The sequence below is a fragment of the Halorientalis pallida genome, from assembly GCF_004118325.1.
Taxonomy (GTDB): domain Archaea; phylum Halobacteriota; class Halobacteria; order Halobacteriales; family Haloarculaceae; genus Halorientalis; species Halorientalis pallida.
This window is the reverse complement of the sequence record NZ_RDFA01000003.1, coordinates 235101-252448: the sequence shown is the minus strand read 5'-3', so window position 1 is coordinate 252448 and position 17348 is coordinate 235101. Positions and strand designations below refer to the sequence as shown.

The 17348-nt window shown below is 68.2% G+C and carries 21 protein-coding genes; 18 read left to right on the top strand and 3 right to left on the bottom strand.

Features of this window, described 5'->3' with window-relative positions; genetic code table 11:
- Positions 1–61: 61 nt before the first annotated feature.
- From EAF64_RS09990 to EAF64_RS09970, 5 genes are all read left to right on the top strand, one after another.
- Positions 62–964 (top strand): alpha/beta hydrolase, encoded by a 903-nt coding sequence (locus tag EAF64_RS09990; RefSeq protein ID WP_129068839.1) that lies wholly within the window; start codon positions 62–64, stop codon positions 962–964.
- Between the two features lie 46 nt (positions 965–1010).
- The gene (locus EAF64_RS09985) at positions 1011–2153 is read left to right on the top strand and encodes an acyl-CoA dehydrogenase (protein ID WP_129068838.1); all 1143 of its coding nucleotides are present in this window, start codon (positions 1011–1013) and stop codon (positions 2151–2153) included.
- Positions 2154–2291: 138 nt separating this feature from the next.
- On the top strand, positions 2292–2618 hold the full coding sequence (locus tag EAF64_RS09980; RefSeq protein ID WP_129068837.1) for a hypothetical protein: 327 nt from the start codon (positions 2292–2294) through the stop codon (positions 2616–2618).
- Positions 2619–2725: 107 nt separating this feature from the next.
- On the top strand, positions 2726–3391 hold the full coding sequence (locus tag EAF64_RS09975) for a helix-turn-helix domain-containing protein (protein ID WP_193767641.1): 666 nt from the start codon (positions 2726–2728) through the stop codon (positions 3389–3391).
- Between the two features lie 97 nt (positions 3392–3488).
- Positions 3489–3839 (top strand): hypothetical protein, encoded by a 351-nt coding sequence (locus EAF64_RS09970; RefSeq protein WP_129068835.1) that lies wholly within the window; start codon positions 3489–3491, stop codon positions 3837–3839.
- Position 3840: 1 nt separating this feature from the next.
- On the opposite strand, the gene EAF64_RS09965 is transcribed toward EAF64_RS09970, so the two are convergent.
- The gene (locus EAF64_RS09965) at positions 3841–4119 is read right to left on the bottom strand and encodes a PadR family transcriptional regulator (protein WP_129068834.1); all 279 of its coding nucleotides are present in this window, start codon (positions 4117–4119) and stop codon (positions 3841–3843) included.
- 174 nt (positions 4120–4293) lie between these two features.
- Here EAF64_RS09965 and EAF64_RS09960 point away from each other — a divergent pair, with 174 nt between their 5' ends.
- On the top strand, positions 4294–5409 hold the full coding sequence (locus tag EAF64_RS09960) for a hypothetical protein (RefSeq protein ID WP_129068833.1): 1116 nt from the start codon (positions 4294–4296) through the stop codon (positions 5407–5409).
- A 64-nt stretch (positions 5410–5473) separates the two neighbouring features.
- Positions 5474–5755 carry a DUF7111 family protein gene (locus EAF64_RS09955; RefSeq protein ID WP_129068832.1) on the top strand — a complete coding sequence of 94 codons (282 nt, stop codon included), beginning with the start codon at positions 5474–5476 and terminating at the stop codon, positions 5753–5755.
- Position 5756: 1 nt separating this feature from the next.
- Here EAF64_RS09955 and EAF64_RS09950 read toward each other — a convergent pair whose 3' ends face one another.
- Entirely contained in the window at positions 5757–6413 is a 657-nt protein-coding gene (locus EAF64_RS09950) for a helix-turn-helix domain-containing protein (protein WP_193767640.1), read from the bottom strand.
- A gap of 270 nt (positions 6414–6683) precedes the next feature.
- On the opposite strand from EAF64_RS09950, the gene EAF64_RS09945 reads away from it, so the two are divergent.
- From EAF64_RS09945 to EAF64_RS09925, 5 genes are all read left to right on the top strand, one after another.
- Positions 6684–7982: a YncE family protein gene (locus EAF64_RS09945; protein WP_129068830.1), complete on the top strand. Its 1299-nt coding sequence runs from the start codon at positions 6684–6686 to the stop codon at positions 7980–7982.
- Positions 7983–8105: 123 nt separating this feature from the next.
- Positions 8106–9275 carry a thiolase C-terminal domain-containing protein gene (locus EAF64_RS09940; protein ID WP_129068829.1) on the top strand — a complete coding sequence of 390 codons (1170 nt, stop codon included), beginning with the start codon at positions 8106–8108 and terminating at the stop codon, positions 9273–9275.
- Positions 9276–9324: 49 nt separating this feature from the next.
- Positions 9325–9711 (top strand): Zn-ribbon domain-containing OB-fold protein, encoded by a 387-nt coding sequence (locus EAF64_RS09935; RefSeq protein WP_129068828.1) that lies wholly within the window; start codon positions 9325–9327, stop codon positions 9709–9711.
- Positions 9712–9881: 170 nt separating this feature from the next.
- Complete coding sequence (locus EAF64_RS09930; RefSeq protein ID WP_325051208.1) at positions 9882–10175, top strand: DUF7471 family protein; 294 nt, start codon at positions 9882–9884, stop codon at positions 10173–10175.
- 98 nt (positions 10176–10273) lie between these two features.
- Complete coding sequence (locus EAF64_RS09925) at positions 10274–10786, top strand: winged helix-turn-helix transcriptional regulator (protein WP_129068826.1); 513 nt, start codon at positions 10274–10276, stop codon at positions 10784–10786.
- 30 nt (positions 10787–10816) lie between these two features.
- Here the strand turns inward: EAF64_RS09925 and EAF64_RS09920 are convergent, their stop codons facing one another.
- Complete coding sequence (locus EAF64_RS09920; protein ID WP_129068825.1) at positions 10817–11434, bottom strand: nitrous oxide reductase accessory protein NosL; 618 nt, start codon at positions 11432–11434, stop codon at positions 10817–10819.
- A gap of 107 nt (positions 11435–11541) precedes the next feature.
- Between EAF64_RS09920 and EAF64_RS09915 the strand changes: the two genes are divergently transcribed.
- The 6 genes from EAF64_RS09915 (at position 11542) to EAF64_RS09890 (ending at position 17290) form a co-directional block, all read left to right on the top strand.
- The gene (locus EAF64_RS09915; RefSeq protein ID WP_129068824.1) at positions 11542–12234 is read left to right on the top strand and encodes an SCO family protein; all 693 of its coding nucleotides are present in this window, start codon (positions 11542–11544) and stop codon (positions 12232–12234) included.
- A complete protein-coding gene (locus EAF64_RS09910; RefSeq protein ID WP_129068823.1) occupies positions 12234–13022 on the top strand; it encodes a sulfite exporter TauE/SafE family protein in 789 nt (262 codons plus the stop codon). The genes EAF64_RS09915 and EAF64_RS09910 overlap by 1 nt, the downstream gene beginning before the upstream one ends.
- A 63-nt stretch (positions 13023–13085) precedes the next feature.
- Positions 13086–13775 carry a nitrous oxide reductase accessory protein NosL gene (locus EAF64_RS09905; protein ID WP_129068822.1) on the top strand — a complete coding sequence of 230 codons (690 nt, stop codon included), beginning with the start codon at positions 13086–13088 and terminating at the stop codon, positions 13773–13775.
- 16 nt (positions 13776–13791) lie between these two features.
- Entirely contained in the window at positions 13792–15696 is a 1905-nt protein-coding gene (locus EAF64_RS09900; protein WP_129068821.1) for a NosD domain-containing protein, read from the top strand.
- Positions 15696–16490 carry an ABC transporter ATP-binding protein gene (locus tag EAF64_RS09895; RefSeq protein WP_129068820.1) on the top strand — a complete coding sequence of 265 codons (795 nt, stop codon included), beginning with the start codon at positions 15696–15698 and terminating at the stop codon, positions 16488–16490. The genes EAF64_RS09900 and EAF64_RS09895 overlap by 1 nt, the downstream gene beginning before the upstream one ends.
- A complete protein-coding gene (locus EAF64_RS09890) occupies positions 16487–17290 on the top strand; it encodes an ABC transporter permease subunit (protein ID WP_129068819.1) in 804 nt (267 codons plus the stop codon). The genes EAF64_RS09895 and EAF64_RS09890 overlap by 4 nt, the downstream gene beginning before the upstream one ends.
- Positions 17291–17348 lie beyond the last annotated feature (58 nt).

Here is a 17348-nt window from a genome sequence, read left to right as displayed (position 1 = left end):
TATTTAAAAAGCCGACCAATACTGACACTGGAACTAATTGTCGGAGACGGGAACTGACAGTATGGTCGAACGGATTGATTCGGACTTCGAGAGTCAGGGAACGCGCTGTGCGGGATGGCTGTACGAACCAGACGAGGCCGGCGAGGAATCGCCCGCCATCGTCGTGGCCCACGGTTTCGGTGGCGAGCGAACGGCCCGCCTGCCGGCATTCGCGGAGCGGTTCGCGGAAGCCGGGTACGCCGTCGTCCTGTTCGATTACAGGGGGTTCGGCGACAGCGACAGCGAGCCGCGGCACGTGATCGACGGGCCGGCCCACGTCGCGGACTGGCTGGCGGCGCTGGATCACACCCGCGCGCTCGACGCCGTGGACGGCGACCGAGTCGGACTCTGGGGCACCTCCTTCAGCGGCGGACACGTCGTCGAGACGGCGGCCCGGGACGACGACGTGGCGGCCGTCGTCTCGCAGGTGCCCTTCACCGACGGCCTGCGCAACGCCCTCCACCTCGTTCGGCAGGGCGGGCTGGGCTATCTCACCGAGACGGCGAAAGCGGTCGCGCGCGACCTCGGCCGGATCGTCACGCGCCGGGAGCCCTACTACGTCCCCATCGTCGCCGACCCCGACGAGTTCGGCGTCCTCAATACGCCCGACGCCAGGCCGGGTTACGAGTCGCTGATCCCTCCCGAGGAGGACTGGGACAACGAGTGTGCCGCCCGGATCCTCGCCACCGTGGGCCTCTACCGGCCCGTGACGGCGGCGAGCGACGTGGACTGCCCGGTCTTCGTCGCCGAGGCGACCGCGGACTCGATCATCCCCTCGAAGTCGGTGGACGCGCTGGTCGAGGGGCTGGACGACGTGGAGCGGGTCCGCTACGATATCGGGCACTTCGACGCGTACATCGGCGAGGACTTCGAGCGTATCGTCGCGCGCGAGCGGGCCTTCTTCGATCGGGTGCTTCGGAACTGAAGGGGAGATGGGAAAAGTAAAGGATTGACTGGCCTAGAGTATCGGTATGGATCTGAGTCTCACGCAAGAACAGCGTCAGATCAAGGAGATGGTCTCGGAGTTCGTGGACGAAGAAGTCGTGCCGCGAGCCGCCGAGATCGACAAGAACGACGAGTTCCCCTGGGATCTGGTCGACGAACTCGCCGAACTCGGGCTGATGGGCATGCCCTTCCCCGAGGAGTACGGCGGGGCCGGCCTCGACTACCACGCCTACCCGATGGCGCTGGAGGAGATCTCGCGGGGCTCGGGCGGCCTCGGGACCATCGTCGCCGCCCACATCTCGCTGGCCGGCAACATGATCTACGAATTCGGGGACGAGGCGCAAAAGGAGGAGTACCTGACCCCGCTGGCCGAGGGCCACGACGTCGGCGCGTTCGCGCTCTCGGAACCCGGTGCGGGCTCGGACGTGCCCGCCATGGAGACGACCGCCGAGAAGGACGGCGACGAGTACGTCGTCAACGGCAACAAGCTCTGGATCTCCAACGGCTCGGTCGCCGACACGGTCACGGTGTTCGCCAAGACCGACCCCGACGCCGGGAACAAGGGTATCTCCTCCTTTATCGTCCGCCCCGAGGAGGACGACGGGTTCATCGTCGAAGGGACGGAGGACAAACTCGGCGACAAGGGCTGTCCCACCGCCGAACTGCGCTTCGATAACATGCGGATTCCCGAGGACCGCCTCCTGCAGGAGGAGGGCGCGGGCTTCGTCCACGCGCTCAAGACGCTCAACGGCGGCCGCATTACCATCGCCGCGCGCTCGGTCGGCATCGCACAGGCCGCGCTCGACGAGGCCGCCGAGTACGCCGGCGACCGCGAACAGTTCGGCCAGGCCATCGGCGACTTCCAGGCCATCCAGCACAAACTCGCCGACATGGACACCAAGACCCGCGCGGCGCGCCTGCTGATGCACGACGCCGCCGACAAGAAGATGCGCGGCGAGAAGTTCATCAAGGAGGCCGCACAGGCCAAACTCTACGCCTCCGAAGTCTCCCGCGAGGTCGCCAACGAGGGCATCCAGATCCACGGCGGCTACGGCTACACCAAGGACTTCCCGATGGAGCGGTTCTACCGCGACGCCAAGCTCAACGAGATCTACGAGGGCACCAGCGAAGTCCTCCGCAACACCATCGGCCAGCAGCTCCTGGAGTAGACGGCCGCACTCTTCTCTTCGGCGCAACTCGACTGTAACTCCTCCGCCCCGTCCACGCCGGATATCCTGCCCCCACTTCAATAGCGGATAATCGAAGGCACAGGCTTTGTGCTATCGAGCCACTTGTGATGGGTACACATGACGGCAGCAGCCGACAACGTCGCCGACGGGCGGGAGCCAGTGGCGTCCGACGGTGAATCGACTGTGCGCGAAGTGGTTGGGGACACAGTGGACACAGCGCCTGAATCGATCGCCTACCGCGAGAACGTGGGCACCCTCGACGACCCCGAAGAGCAGTGGCACCGCTACGAGACGGTAGCGGAACTGCCCGACCGGGCCTTCGACGGATGGGACGAACTGTACGTCTACACGGAGACCCACGTCTACCACTGGGTCGCCGGCGGGTTCGCGCAGGGGCCCGAACGGATGCCTCGCGACCCCGAGTCGCTGCCGGACGGGGAGTAACCGCGCGTTTCTGCTTCCGACGGGCGATTACGACCGGCCCGCCCGTCGGATGTGCCACCGGTCCACGAGTCGGAACGGTGATACGTCTCACCCCGTTATACTCTGTCGTGTTCGTCATCGCTGAACTCGCGCTTTCCTCGCCGACCCTCGTGATGACACCGACCATCGAGGCGAATCCGTCGGCGCGGGTTCGCATCCAGTTCCAGCCCGCGATGGACCCCGAGCGGCGGCGCTTTTTCGTGCTGGTCGAAGGTCCCGACTTCGACGCGTTCGACGATGCGCTCGCCGACGACTACACAGTCGCGGAGCCGACCGTCGTGGCCGAACAGGACGGCGTGCGCATGTACCGGCTCGGGCTGACGGAAGACGTCATCGCCGTGACGCCGATGGTCACCGAAATCGGGGGGATGGTGCTGGAGATGCACAGCACCGGCGGCGTCTGGTTCGTCAAACTCCAGGTTCCCGACCGCGACGCGCTGGCCGCCTTCCGCGAGTTCTGCATCGACAGCGGCATCGAGTATCGCCTCGAGCGCCTCTACCGGACCGAGCCCACGCGGAGCGACGACCACGGCCTGACCGCCCAGCAGCGCCGGACGCTGCTGACGGCCGCCCGCGAAGGCTACTTCGACGTGCCGCGGTCGATCAGCCAGGCCGAACTCGCCGCGGAGCTGGGCGTCTCCGACTCGGCGGTCTCCCAGCGCGTCCGACGTGCCGTCGCCGCGCTGATCGAGGGGACGCTCTCCGTCGACGAACCGCCGGAACACCGGGCCTGAGGCTCGACGGGGCTCGCGCTCCGGTCGACGTTCTATTTAAAACGTGGCATATCGAAGCCGACAGTTTGGGACCGTGCAGTGCGAACTCTGGGCAACGATGCAGGACCCAGCCACCGCGACGACCGAAGGGGAATCGACCGAGGCAGTGGGTCCCGACGCCACGTCGGGGTCGACGATTCGCGAGCGAGTGGCGTCGGTGCTGTCCGGCGAACAGTTCGTCGCCGCTTTCCGCCGTCGGACGGAGAGATCGCCGTCGAACCCGGTGGTCAGCCGGGAGCGGTTCGACGCCCTGGATAGTCTCCCCGACGAGACCTTCGACACGACACCGGTACGGACGGAACTCGTCGTCTACTCCGAGACGTACGTCTACCGCTGGGTGGTGACCGCCGGGACCGTCGAGCGGACCCGCCTGCCCCGTGATCCGGCGGCGATGGCTCGCGAACAGTGACCTACGCCAGCTGGTCGCACAGCCACTCGTAGTGCTCCCCGAGTCGCTGCTCGCCCGCGTCGGTCAGGGAATACACGTCGCTCAGTCCCTCAGTCCGTGACTCGACGAAGCCCTTGCGTTCGAGGTCCTCGAGCGAGCCGTAGAACTGTCGCGGCTCGATCCGATCATCGTAGTGGCCTTCGAGCCGCGTCTTGAGTTTCTGGGCGGGCAACTCGCCGTCCTCGGCCCCACCGAGCAGGATACAGATGTCGCGGCGGGTGCCGCTCTGGAGCCAGCGCATACCCGAAGCCGGGGCTGGCGACCGTTTTTAGCTACTGATCTCGACCGGCCGCCGACCGCTCGTCGGCGACCAGTGCGCGGATGGAGACTCCGCCAGTCGATCACGACACCGCTCGCGGCTCACGCGTGGATTCCGGCGCAAGTTCTTTTCGGGGCCCGAGACTGTGTCCGTCCGATGACAGAGAGACGAGACGTCGCTCGCCGTTCGGTCTTACGGATCGCCGGACTCACCGTGGCCGGTGGTCTCGCTGGTTGTTCCGGATCGAGTGACAGTGAGTCGAGCCCGACCGACCAGCCCCCGGCGACGGACGGTGGCGAACCGACCGGGACCGAGCCGACTGCGACCCTGGACGCCGAACCGGTCGCGGTCGAAGACGGCACCGTCTCGGCGGGTGAGCTCCCACCCTACGCTGATCTGCTCCCTGCGACCGAGGACGCACTCCTCTTTGCCGTCTTCGGGACCGAGACCGAGAGCGGCCACGAGATCGGTGCGACGCCCGACGAGCCGAGCGATCCGCTCCGGTTCGACGGCCTGTCGGGCGCGGTGACCGGACGCGTCCTCGCCGCGTTCCTCCTGTCGACGGACTTCGGATTCCGCGTCGACAGGCTCGGGATCGACGAGACGGAACGCGTTCTGAGCGTCGGTGGTGTCGGCGTGCAGGTGTTTCCGGTCGATTTCGAGGGCGCGATGGCGGACCTGGAAGACGCGGACGTGTCGATGCGGTTCCAGGCGGACGACCGCGCTGTGTTCGTCGGCCCCGAAGACGACGTGTTCGGGCTGACCGCCGACGCGCTCGTGTTCGCCGGGGCCGAGCAAGGCTCCGGTTCGTTCGATCCGGTCGACCGGATTCGGGCCATCGTGGACGCGCGGACGGGTGCCGAGCGACCGAAACACGAGACGGACGACGACTTCGCGCAGTTCCTCCGCCACGCAGAGACTGGGGGCAGTGTCGCCGGTGGGTACGCGCCGAACGCCGACCTCGAGACGCTCGTCGGCGACCGTGCGAGCGACGCGTCTCCCTCTCGGGTGAATCTCGTGACCGACGGGTTCGGAGCCGCCACTGCCGGGGTCTTCCGGATGGGGTTGCACAACGGCGACGCGCACCAGCCCGCCCGCGGGACGCTGTTCTACCCGAACCGGGACGCTATCGACGAGGACGCGCTGACGACGACCGTCGGCGCGGCCGCAACGAACCGCTCGTACGTCCGGGACGGGACGACCGTCCGCGTCGAGGGGTCGTACTCCTGGGACGCCCTGAGCGAGTTCGAGACGGAGAGCACCTTCTCCTGAGGACTGGCCGTCCCGCCTCTCCGCGACCGACAGGTTCGACTGTCCCTCGGCCCAAAGGCGGGTAATGACAGACGCAGAGAGCGAGGTGACGGCCGAGGGAATCACCGCGCGTTACTACGAGACAGACACCGAACGCGTCCTCGCGTTCGAGCGCGACGGTGCGAGCGCAGCGGTCGCCCAGAACGTCGAAGGGTACGCCATGCTGAAGGTACGGCCGTCGTCCGACGGGGACGAACTGGAACGGTACTACGGGTTCGACATGGCGCTGGATCACGCCGCGGAGTTACTCGGCGTCGCGCCCTCGACCCTGCCCGTCCCCGACGCCGCAGCCGACATGGGGATGTGATTCAGGCGTCGAGGACGGCGGCGACGAGTGCCGCCTCGGCCCGCCGGAGGAGGTCGTTTGCGGCGCTGGGCACACAGTCCAGTTCCGTCGCGATCTCCTCGTAACTGGTCGCCCGTGGCGACTGGTAGAAGCCAAGCTCGAAGGCGGTCTCCAGCGCTTCTCGCTGGCGGTCGGTGAGCTGTGCCAGCGGACCGCTGTGGCCTGGTTCGTAGTCGCCCAGCCAGTCGATCGTCAGGTCGAACTGGCCGCTGATTCGGCCGTGAGCCTGCTGGATGTCCTCGGTTCGGCCCGCGATGGTGATCGTGACACCTGCCTCCGTCCACTCGTAGGGGCCGTCGACGAGCAGCGTGTACTCGTCGGCGATGTCGAGCAACTCACCCATGAGGTCACTCCGGTCCGCGTGGACGAACACGAAGAGCCACTCCCCGTCCATCTCGATGAGTTCGTACTTCCGGACGGTCTCGTCACCGTCGAGCGCCGTCTCGACGGCCCCCGCGTCTTCGGCGACGATCCGGTACAGCGCCGAGAGGCCGCCGTCGTCCATCCACTCCAGGTTCAACACCGCGTCGCGAGTGACGCCCGCCGTCTCCGCGAGCGTGCTGTCGACGCCCGGGAACGCCCCGCCGGGCGGATCGAGCGTGACCTCCGTGACCTTCATACCTCGCCGCTCGCCCCCCATCGCATCGCCGGTTCCTGTACCCCCGTTCGCACGCCGGTTCGCGTCATCGTCCGACCCTCTACCGGCCAGCGACAAAAATCGGGGGGCTCCTCGGGACCGTCGTGTCTCGCGAATTACGATTTGGTAAAAATACGCCTCTATATCCGCGGAAAATACCAATCGGTTACTTCCAGTACGGATACGTGCTGGCGAGTCGCCAGCACGCCGCACGCACTGACGGGGGTCGGGTGTGCGGACAGGGGGAACACCATGGACGAGACCGACGAGACGACCGACGGAGGGGGCACAGACACCCGGACGGACCGGGAACGAACCGACAGCGAGGTGTCACCGGCAGGGCACACGTCGCGCCGGCGCGTGGTGGTGGGCTCCGGCGCGGCGCTGGCCACGGCGGCACTCGGCGGCGTTCCGACGGCGAGTGCCCAGTCGGCCGATACGCGAACGACACTGGTCGTCGGCTGTCAGGGCACCGGGACGATCACCCTGGCCGACGCCACCACGTACGAACACATCGAGGACTTCGATTCCAGTCCCGGCGAGGACAGTCCACCGCTGACGGACCCGCTCACGAAGATCGCCAAGCCGATCATCGACAGCGTCGCCGGCCGGTCGAACGTCTGCGAACACGTCAACGTGAGTCCGGACGGCGAGACGCTGTACGTCTCCCGTGCGAACCTCGGTGACACCGTCGCCATCGACATGGAGACGCGCGAGATCGAGTGGCGGACCGAGATGCTCGGCTTCCGCTCGGATCACGCCAAGATCACGCCCGAGGGGGACTCCCTCTACCAGGCCGACATCCTGTCCGACAAGGTCTGGAAGATCGACACCGAGACCGGCGAGAAGGTCGACTGCTTCGAGGCGGAGGACTGGCCCCACGGGACCCACGTCCACGAGGACCGGATCATGAACGGCTCGCTGGGCAGTATCCTCCTGCCCGACGAGATCGACGGCAACCACCGTCTGACCTTCGCCGACCGCGAGACGCTGGAGGTGACGAAGACCATCGAGTTCGAGGAAGGCGTGCGCCCGTTCGCGTTCGCCGACGACGACGAGACGGTCTACGTACAGATCTCCTACCTGCACGGCTTCCACGAGGTCGACGTGTCCTCCGGCGAGATCCAGCGGACGAAGGATCTGCCGATCAACGAGAACGTGCCGGACTCGAAGGAGGACTACCCGCTGCAGTCGGCCCACCACGGCATCGAGGTCTCTCCCGACGAGCAGTACATCTGTGCCGCGGGTACCACCGGCAACTACGTGGCCGTCGTCGACCGCGAGAGCTTCGAGACGGTCGGCATCACCGACGTGGGGAAGTATCCCTACTGGGTTGTCAACGCGCCCGACGGTGAACACGCCTTCGTCTCGGTGAAAAACGAGGCGAAGATCTCGGTGATCGAGTACGAGAGCGCCGAGGAAGTCGCGACGATTCCGACCGGAGACTTCCCGATGGTCTCCCAGATCGCCGAGGTGCCCGAGTCCTCTCTCGGAACTGGAGAGAGAGTCACCGACCCGGACGACGGACTGTTCGGAGGGCTGTTCGACTGACCGGCTTCGAACCGGTTGCATCCCGTCTCTCAGCCGTTCTTTCGCGGCTTTCTGTCGGCGGTCGTGTGCGAAATGTGGCCACACCGGCAAGCCTAAATGCCGAACGCCTCGTAAGCCGTTGTGATGTCTGACCCACGCGTAGCCGGCGTCGGCCTCACCCACTTCGGCAAGCACCCCGAGCGAACCGGGCGTGCGATGTTCGCCGAGGCGGGGCTGGCCGCGCTCGACGACGCCGGGATCGACCCCGACGACGTCGAGGCGCTCTTCTACGGCAACTTCATGGGCGAACTGGCCGAGCACCAGGGCCACCAGGCACCGCTGATGGCAGAAGCCGTCGGACTCGACGTGCCGGCGACGCGCTACGAGTCGGCCTGCGCGTCGAGCGGGGCGGCGATCAGGGACGCCGTGTTCCGCCTCCGCAACGGCGAAGCCGACGTGGTGCTGGTCGGTGGCTCCGAGCGAATGACCAACATCGGGACGGCCGCCGCGACCGACGCGCTCTCTATCGCCGCTGACGACCTCTACGAGGTCCGTGCCGGCATGACCTTCCCCGGCGCGTACGCCCTGATGGCCCGAGCCTACTTCGAGGCGTACGGCGGCTCGAAGGAGGATCTCGCGGAGATCGCCGTCAAGAATCACGAACACGCGCTCCCCAACGAGTACGCCCAGATGCAACAGGCGATCACCGTCGAGGACGCGCTGGACGCCCCGATCATCGCCGACCCGCTCGGGCTGTACGACTCCTGTCCGATCACCGACGGCGCGACCGCCGCGGTGCTGGTCAGCGAGGACTACGCCGCCGACCACGACCTCGACACGAGCGTCGCGATAACCGGCACCGGGCAGGGCGGCGACAAGATGGCCCTGCACGACCGGCAGTACTTCGCGCGAACGCCCGCGACCAAGGACGCTGCCGACGAGGCCTACGACGACGCCGGCATCGGTCCCGACGCGGTGGACTTCCTGGAAGTTCACGACTGTTTCACGATCGCCGAAGTCCTCGCGCTCGAAGGGCTGGGGCTGTACGAACCCGGCGAGGCCATCGGGGCGGCGGGCCGTGGCGAGACCACGCACGAGGGTGCCCTCCCCGTCAACCTCTCGGGCGGGTTGAAGGCGAAAGGGCACCCCGTCGGCGCGACGGGCGTCGCCCAGCTGATCTCACTCACGAAACTGCTGGAGGGACGCCATCCCCGCGCCGAGGCCGTCGAGGGTGCGTCGACCGCGCTGGCACACAACGCGGGTGGGACCGTCGCGAGTGCGACCGTCCACGTGCTCCAGGAGGTGGTCGAATGAACGACACGTTCATTCGAGTACGTCAGAGCGAAGCTCTGGAGGTGGAGCAATGAGCGACGAACCGCGGGACGACGGCTTCGACGATCTGCTCGACGCCATCGCCGACGGCGAGGGCTTCTACGTGGAGTGTGCGAACGGCCACGGCTCGCTCCCGCCCCGACTGTCCTGCCCGCAGTGTGGCTCGCAGGAACTCAGCGAGGAACCGCTCCCCGACTCCGGCGAGGTCGCCACGTACACCATCGTCACCGTCCCGACACCGCAGTTCGATGAGGACGCGCCCTACGTCACCGCCGTCGTCGATTTCGGCCCGGTGTCGATCACCGGGCAGGTGCAGGGCGTCGACCCCGAGGACGTTGAGACGGGACAGGTCGTCGGCATCGACGTCGGCGAGAGCGTCACGCGCGACGAACGGCTGATCGTCTTCGAGCCGCGATAGCCGGCGTCGCCAGTCCGGCGACCGCTACTGCACTGCGGGGTAGGTGACACGGGGTTCGCGCACCAGCTGATCGACAGCGGGAGCTGCCGATGCCACGCCGCTGAGTCGTAATACACACACTGGTGCAGTGTGAACGGAAAAGAGAGATGATCGGGGCTGTCGGAGAATGGTTGACGGGAACCGAGGCGGCAGTCCTTCTCGTGATCCTCGTGCTGGCGACGCTGGGGACGGCGGCGTTGTTCGTGATCGGCCTCGCGGGGTACCGGCGGCGTCGTACCCGGACGTATCTGCTGCTGACCGTCGTACTGGGGTTGCTCGTCGTCCGATCTGTCGTTGGTATCGGGACGGTTCTCGGACTGGTTCCGATGCCCGTTCACCACCTGATCGAACACAGTGCCGACCTGACGGTCGCCGCGCTCGTTCTCTACGCGCTCTTCCAGATGGGATCGCCGACCATCGAGTGACAGCGGTTCGGCCTCTCCTCGGTGCCGGTAGCCGCCCGTTCCCAGAAATCGAGAACGTACGCCCTGGCTTTACCCGTCAGTGCCTAACCTCGCCGCACATGACCGACGTGAGACAGCAGGTCCTCGACCACGTCGACGCCCATCCCGGCGTTCACTACAACGGACTCGTCCGGGAACTCGACATCGCGGCGGGGCAGGCGCAGTATCATCTCCGCCGACTGCTCGACGCGCGGAAGGTCGACGTCGAGAAGATCCAGGGCCGGACACACTACTTCACCGACGGGTACGACGGCTGGGAACGGCGGACGATCGCACTCCTGCGTCGGGAGACGGCCCGACACGTCATCGTGTATACGCTCGAATCGGACGGCGCGTCGGCGATGGAGCTCGCGGACGAACTCGACCTCGCCCGGAGTACCGTCTCTTGGCACGTGTCGACGCTCGTCGAAGCGGGTGTCGCGGAGAAATACTACGACTCGAAGGGCCGGGCCCACCTGCGCCTGACGCGACCGACGGAGACGCGGACCCTCCTCGACGCGGTCACGCCGGCGCTGTCGGATCGGCTCGTCGACCGGTTCACGCGGCTGGTCGACGCGAGTTTCCACGGCTAGCCGTCGCGCCGGAACCGACGATTCGACCGGCTACTCCAGGAGGGTACCGCGGTACTGCTCGGCCAGGGCCCGGTCGAACGCGGACAGGTCGACGATGTCGTCCTCGGTCAGGTACTCCACCGCGTCGACGTACGCGACCGCGTCCGCGCGATTGGCGAACGGCGCGGGGTTCAGCCGCATCGGGTCCTCGAGTCGGTCGGAATCCGTCTCGAGCGCGAAGAACGCCTCGGTTCCGTCGACGAACTCGCGGGTCTCGAGGTCCGTCACCCAGAGCGCGGCGACGGCCGCGTCCGTCTGGGCGAACTCCTCGGGGACGGCGTAGTAAGTCGTCGCGCATCCAGCCGTACAGAAGGACGCCCGTCGGTCGTCCTCGTGGACGGCCTGTGCGTTCCAGTCCGAAAAGTTCGCGGCCTTCATCCCACAGACAGCACACGTCGCGTCGGCCGGGATGTCGACCGGTTCCAGCGAGGCCTCACCGGGCGCCGTCGTCGTTTCGTCGTCGGGGCTCGTTTCCGTCGTCTCGGCCGGCGTGTCGTCGGTACCGTTTCCGTCACCGCCGCTACAGCCCGCGAGTGAGACCGTCGCGCCGGCCGCCAGCAGCGTGATCGCGGTGCGTCGATCGACCCTCCGGCTGTCTCCGTTCGTCATAGTCGACCGTTGCAACCCGTGTGAGAAAACCCGTCTGGTACGTTGATCGAAAGGCTTCGAGTAACGCACCAGACGCCTTACCGTCGGACAGTCCGGACTGACAGACGATGAACAGGCGACGTTACCTCCAGTCGGTCTGTTTCGGTGCCGGCGTGGGGACGGCCGGGTGTCTCAAGTCGATGGTGAGCGGCGACTCGGCGGCCCCGGAGCCGGTTCTCGACCCGCCAACGAATCAGCAGTTCGACAGCGAGGACATCCCCTATCCGGCCTACGGGGAACGACTGCCCGACTTCGCGGTGCCGGACCCGCTCCGGGGACGGACCGTCGACACGGCCGACCTCGACGAGACCCTGCTCGTCACCGGGTTCTTCGCGACCTGTCCGGCGGAGTGTCTCAGCCTGATCTCCCGCCTGACGAACGTCCAGGCGGGGGTCGTCGACGAGGGGCTCACCGACCGGACGCGGTTCCTCGCGATCACGTTCGATCCCGAGCGCGACGACGCCGAGACACTGCGGGCCTACGGCGAACGGATGAACGTCGACTTCGAGGCGGGCAACTGGCACTTCCTGCGCCCCGCGTCGGCCGACCGCGCCGAGGCGGTCGTCGACGAGAGACTCGGGATCACCTTCGACCGGGTCGGTGCTGGCGAGTCGAGCCGGCTGACCGAGTACGACTTCGTCCACCTGTCGGTAACCGTCCTCCGGAACCCGGACGGGATCGTCGAACGCGCGTATCGGACGGACACCCCCGACCCAGAGCGCGTTCGCTCGGACGTCTCCGCAGTCGTCGACGCGTATTGATGCTCACGACATGCACACCGGTGAACCCCCTGTTCGGGACGGAGACGATCAGTCTGGGCCTGCTGGCGCTAGTGGGCCTGCTCGGTGGCGCCCACTGTATCGGGATGTGCGGCCCACTCGTCGTCACCTACTCCGACCGAATGGACGGCGGGCGGGCGGGGACGCTCACGCTCGGCGAGGTACGCCAGCACGCACTGTTCAATTTCGGCCGGACCGCGAGTTACACGGTCCTCGGTGGGCTGTTCGGGCTGGCGGGCGAACTCCTCTTCGTCGGCCTCTGGGACCTGACGCGGCTGGCGACGGATATCCACGCGATCTCGGGGATCGCGGTCGGCCTCGTCGTCGGCGTCGCCGGCGTCGGGTACCTGACGGGCGGAGTCGGTGGCGACGTGCGCCTGCCGGGACTGGCCCGTCTGGGCGCGGCAGTCCAGTCACGCGTCCTCCCCAGTGTCGAGGGGCTGGTGAACGGCCCGCGGATCGTCGGCCTCGGGGCCGTCCACGGGTTGCTCCCCTGTCCGTTGCTGTACCCCGCCTATCTGTACGCGTTCGCCCAGGGGTCGGCGCCGGGCGGTGCGACGGCCCTGGCCGCGCTCGGACTCGGCACTGTCCCGGCCGTCTTCCTGACGGGGACGGTGTTCTCCTCGCTCGGTTTCCCCGGCAACCGGCTCTTCCACCGGGGTTTGGGCGTCGTCTTCATCGCGCTCGGATACATCCCGCTCCAGCACGGGCTCGCAGCCCTCGGCGTCGCGCTCCCTGCCGTCCCGTTGCCACACTTCCAGCCGTGGTGACGACCGGACCGACACTCGACACCACCGGAGATCGAACACGACCACGACCGACAGAACACGACCATGACTGACACACGAGATTCACGCGAGTCGGATGGCCAGGGCCGTCGCGGCTCGTCGACGGACCGAACCGACGGACCGAACCACACCCACCAGTGCTGCCCACACCACCGCTCGACGTCGAGTCGGCGCGCCGTCCTCCTCAGTGGCGCGGGCCTCGCCGTCGCGCTTGCGGGCTGTGTGGGCGACGACGGGACCGACGGCACCGACTCCGACGCACCCGACCCCGTGACGCTGACCCGGGCCGACCAGTGTGAACTCTGTGGGATGGTCATCCCGAACCACCCGGGGCCGGTTGCCGAGGTGTTCTACGCCGAGCAGCGACCCTCGGGACACGGGAACCCGGCCCGGTTCTGTAGCACCTGGGAGGCGTTCACGTACGACTTCGAGCGCCGCGACCGCGGCTGGGAGCGGACGGCCTTCTACGTCACCGACTATTCGGCCGTCGACTACGATCTCATCACGGACGCCGGCGACACGCTGATCTCGACACACGTCGCGGCCTCCGCGTTCGCGGGCGCGACCGAGGTCACCTTCGTCGTCGGCTCGGAGGTGAAAGGTGCGATGGGGCGGGACCTCATCGGGTTCTCCGGCCAGGACGACGCGGCGGCATTCCGGCGCGAACACGGCGGCGAACTGGGTACGTTCGAGGAGATAACCGAGGCGACGATCGGCCAGCTCGCCAACCGATGATCGGGCCGAGCCAGCCATGAGAGCGGTCGTCGTCGCGGGCGCGGTGGTCGGACTGACCCTCCTGGTCGCCACGACGGGGTTCGTCGCGAACCCCGCCGCCGAGGCGGACCTCTCGCCGGTTCCGTTCGACCGGACGCTCCAGACGGGGATGACCGGCGTCGACGTCCAGCAGGCCGAGGCCGCAGGGCACGCGATTCCACGCGGGCAGGTGTTCTACTCCCAGTACGAGTACGTCGTCGGCTTCTACGGGATCGACGCGCTCCTCGCGGGGACGACGGGTCGGTACACCGAACAGTTCGGCCGGCCGCTCGCGGCCCACGTCACCGACTTCGCCGGGACCGACCCGACACTGACTGCGGCTGGATATCTGAACCGATCACGGGACGCGCCGATGGGCTGGACGCGCGCCACCGACGCGTGGTACGTCGTCGGGACGGCGGCCCGGACGCCCGCCGGTCCAACGCCCGTCCCGTTCGGCGACCGTGACGCGGCGACGGCCTTCGCACGCGAGTACGACGGCGAGGTTCTCGACTGGGAGACGCTCTCCGACCGACGCGGATCTCGATCGGCGACCGGCCCGCCCGCGTCGCCGACTGACGAGCGACTCCGATGGGCCGACCGGCAGGTCCGGGGAGCGAGTGCGATACGCGAACGCCCGGTCTCGGTGACGGTCGGCGAGGACGCACCGACGGTCGCGGCCGCGGTCGAGCGCGCGCCGCCGAACACGACGGTCCGGATCCCGCCCGGCCAGTACGACGTGAACCTCACCGTTACGAAGCCGATCACGCTCGAGGGCGCGGGCACGGCGACAGTCCTCGACGGCGGCGGGAACGGGACGGTGCTGACCGCCGCGACGGCCCGCGTCGGCGTCACCGACCTCCGCGTGACCGGGGTGGGTGACCGGGAACTGGTGAGCGTCGACGAGAACGAAGTGGCGGACGATCCCGCCTGGGACAGCCGCATCAGGCTCGTCTACGGACGCGGCGACGCGGGTATCAGGCTCTCGACGGCCCCCGGCTCGCTGGTCGAGAACGTCACGGTCCAGACGGACGCGAACGGCGTCGTCGTCTTCGACAGCCCGGGGGCGGTCGTCCGCCGCGTGCGGATCGACGGGCGTGACGGCTCGACGACCGGCGGAATGGGGGTGCTGGCGATGTACTCCCGGATGGTGATCGCGGACACGACCGTCGACGGCGGTGCCGACGGCGTCTACACCCACCACGCCGACGGGCTGGTCGTCCGGGACAGTGCGTTCCGTGGCATGCGCTACGGCGTCCACGAGATGTACACGAGCGACACGCTACTGGTGAACAACACGATCACAGGGGCCGATATCGGGATCTTCGTCATGACCCGGCCGACGGGCAACGCCATCGTCGGGAACCGGCTCCGGGACAACGGCGTCGGCGTCGAGACCGCGGGGACGGCCTCCGCCACCGTCGACAACGTCGCGGTCGGCAACCAGGTCGGGATCTCCATCGGCACGAGCCGGTCCGTCGTCGCGAACAACACCGTCGCCGCCAACGGCGTCGGGCTCCGGTCGACGACGCTGTTCCCGACCAACGACGTGACCGGCAACGACGTCGTCGCCAACGACCGGCCCGTCGAAGTCGACCTCGGACGGCTGACCGTCTGGGCCGTCGACGGCCGCGGCAACTACTGGGGATCGGTCCCGGGCACCGACCGCGACGGCGACGGGGTCGTCGACCGCGCGTTCCGCCCGACCGACGCCCTCGACAGCCGCGCACGCGTGCGACGAGGCGAGTACGTCCTCGCTCACGCCACCGCGGTCGAGCTCCGCCGAGCGTTCCAGCAGGCCGTTCCCGGACTGCGGCCGGCGGCCGTCGTCGATCCCGCGCCGCTGGCGGCCCCGACTCGTCCCGAGCGTCTCGATCGGTTGAACGTCTCCACGAGAGAATGATGTCCGAGCACTCCACCATTGATCCGACCGACGCATCGACCGAGCGACCGGAGCGACCGACAGCCGTCACCGTCGAAGGGCTCGACTACGCCCACGGCGACGTATCCGTGTTCGCCGACCTCTCGGTCGGCGTCGACGCGGGCACCGTCACCAGCGTCGTCGGTCCGAACGGCTCCGGGAAGAGTACCCTGCTGGCGCTCGTCGCGGGCGTCCTCGAACCCGACGCGGGAACGGTCACGGTCGCCGGGGACGGCGACCGCACGGTCGGGTATCTCGCCCAGCGTCCCGAGTTTCGGCCCCAGTTCACCGTCCGTCGAACTGTCGGGTTCTACTGCTCGCTGGTCGCGGGGGGCCAGGACGTAGACGCGCTCCTCGATCGAGTGGGGCTGACCCCGGTCGCGGACCGGCGGGTCGGGGCGCTGTCAGGGGGGATGGTGCGACTGCTCGGCATCGCGCAGGCGGCCGTCGGCGACCCGGCCGTGCTGGTGCTCGATGAACCCACCAGCGGGCTGGACCCGGAGATGACTCGCCGCGTCGCCGGCGTCGTCACCGACCTCGCCGAGTCGGGCGCGGCGGTCCTCGTGGCGACCCACGACCTGCACCTGGTCGATCGGTTCGTCGACCGGGTCCTCGTCCTCGATCGGGGCACACTCCGGTCGACCGGCTCGCCAGCCGACCTGCGCGATGCGACCGGGGCGGACACGCTTGACGGTGCGATCGCCGCCCTGACGCGTGCCGGGGGCAGTGACGGCGTCGCGGTCTCCGCTGGGCTCGACGGAGGTGTCTCCCGGTGACCCGCGCGCACGTGCTGGCGGTCGCCCAGCGGGAGTTCGCGACCGTCTTCCGGACCCGTCTCCTGGTCGTGTTGAGCGTGGGCTTCGTCGGTCTGATAGCGGGTGTCGCCTGGCTCGGTGCATCCCCGGCCTACCTCGCGCTCTCGTTCGATCTCCTGACGCCGCTCGAAGCGCTGGTCCCCGTCCTGGCCTTTGCCTTCGGGTACCGGGCACTGCTGGGCGATCGGGAACGGGGCGAACTGGCACGGCTGCGGACGTATCCGCTCGATCACCGGCTCTACGTCCTCGGCGTTTACCTCGGGCGCGCGGTTGGACTGCTCGGCGTCGTTCTGGTCGGTCTGTCGACGGCGGCGCTCGTCGTCCCGCTCACCGGGACGGAGTCTCTGACCGCCGTGGCGATCTACGGGACCGTCGATTCACCGGCGCTTTTCCTCCGGTTTCTGATTCTGACGGCCGTCTTTGCGCTGGTGGCGCTGGCGCTCGCGCTTCTGGTCTCTGCTGCGGTCCGCTCGACGTGGAACGGGCTCGCGCTCGCCACTGGCGCCGTTCTCGCTCTGGTCGTCGGTCTCGACGGCGCGCTCGTCGGAACGGTCACCGCGACGCTTCCGGCACCGGACGTGACCGCCACGCTCCTCGCGCTCAGTCCCACCAGCGCCTACAGGAGCCTCGCGTTCGCGCTCGTCTTCGCCCCCGGCGGCGTGACCGTCTCCGGGGGCTCGACCGCGGTGATCGGAGCACTCGCGCTCGGTAGCTGGTTCGTCGGCTCGCTCGCGCTCACGGGGGTACTCGTCCGCCGATAGTCCGGGTCGAACGAGCGCGCCCGAATCCGACCGCCGAGTCGACCGCTACTGGCTCGTC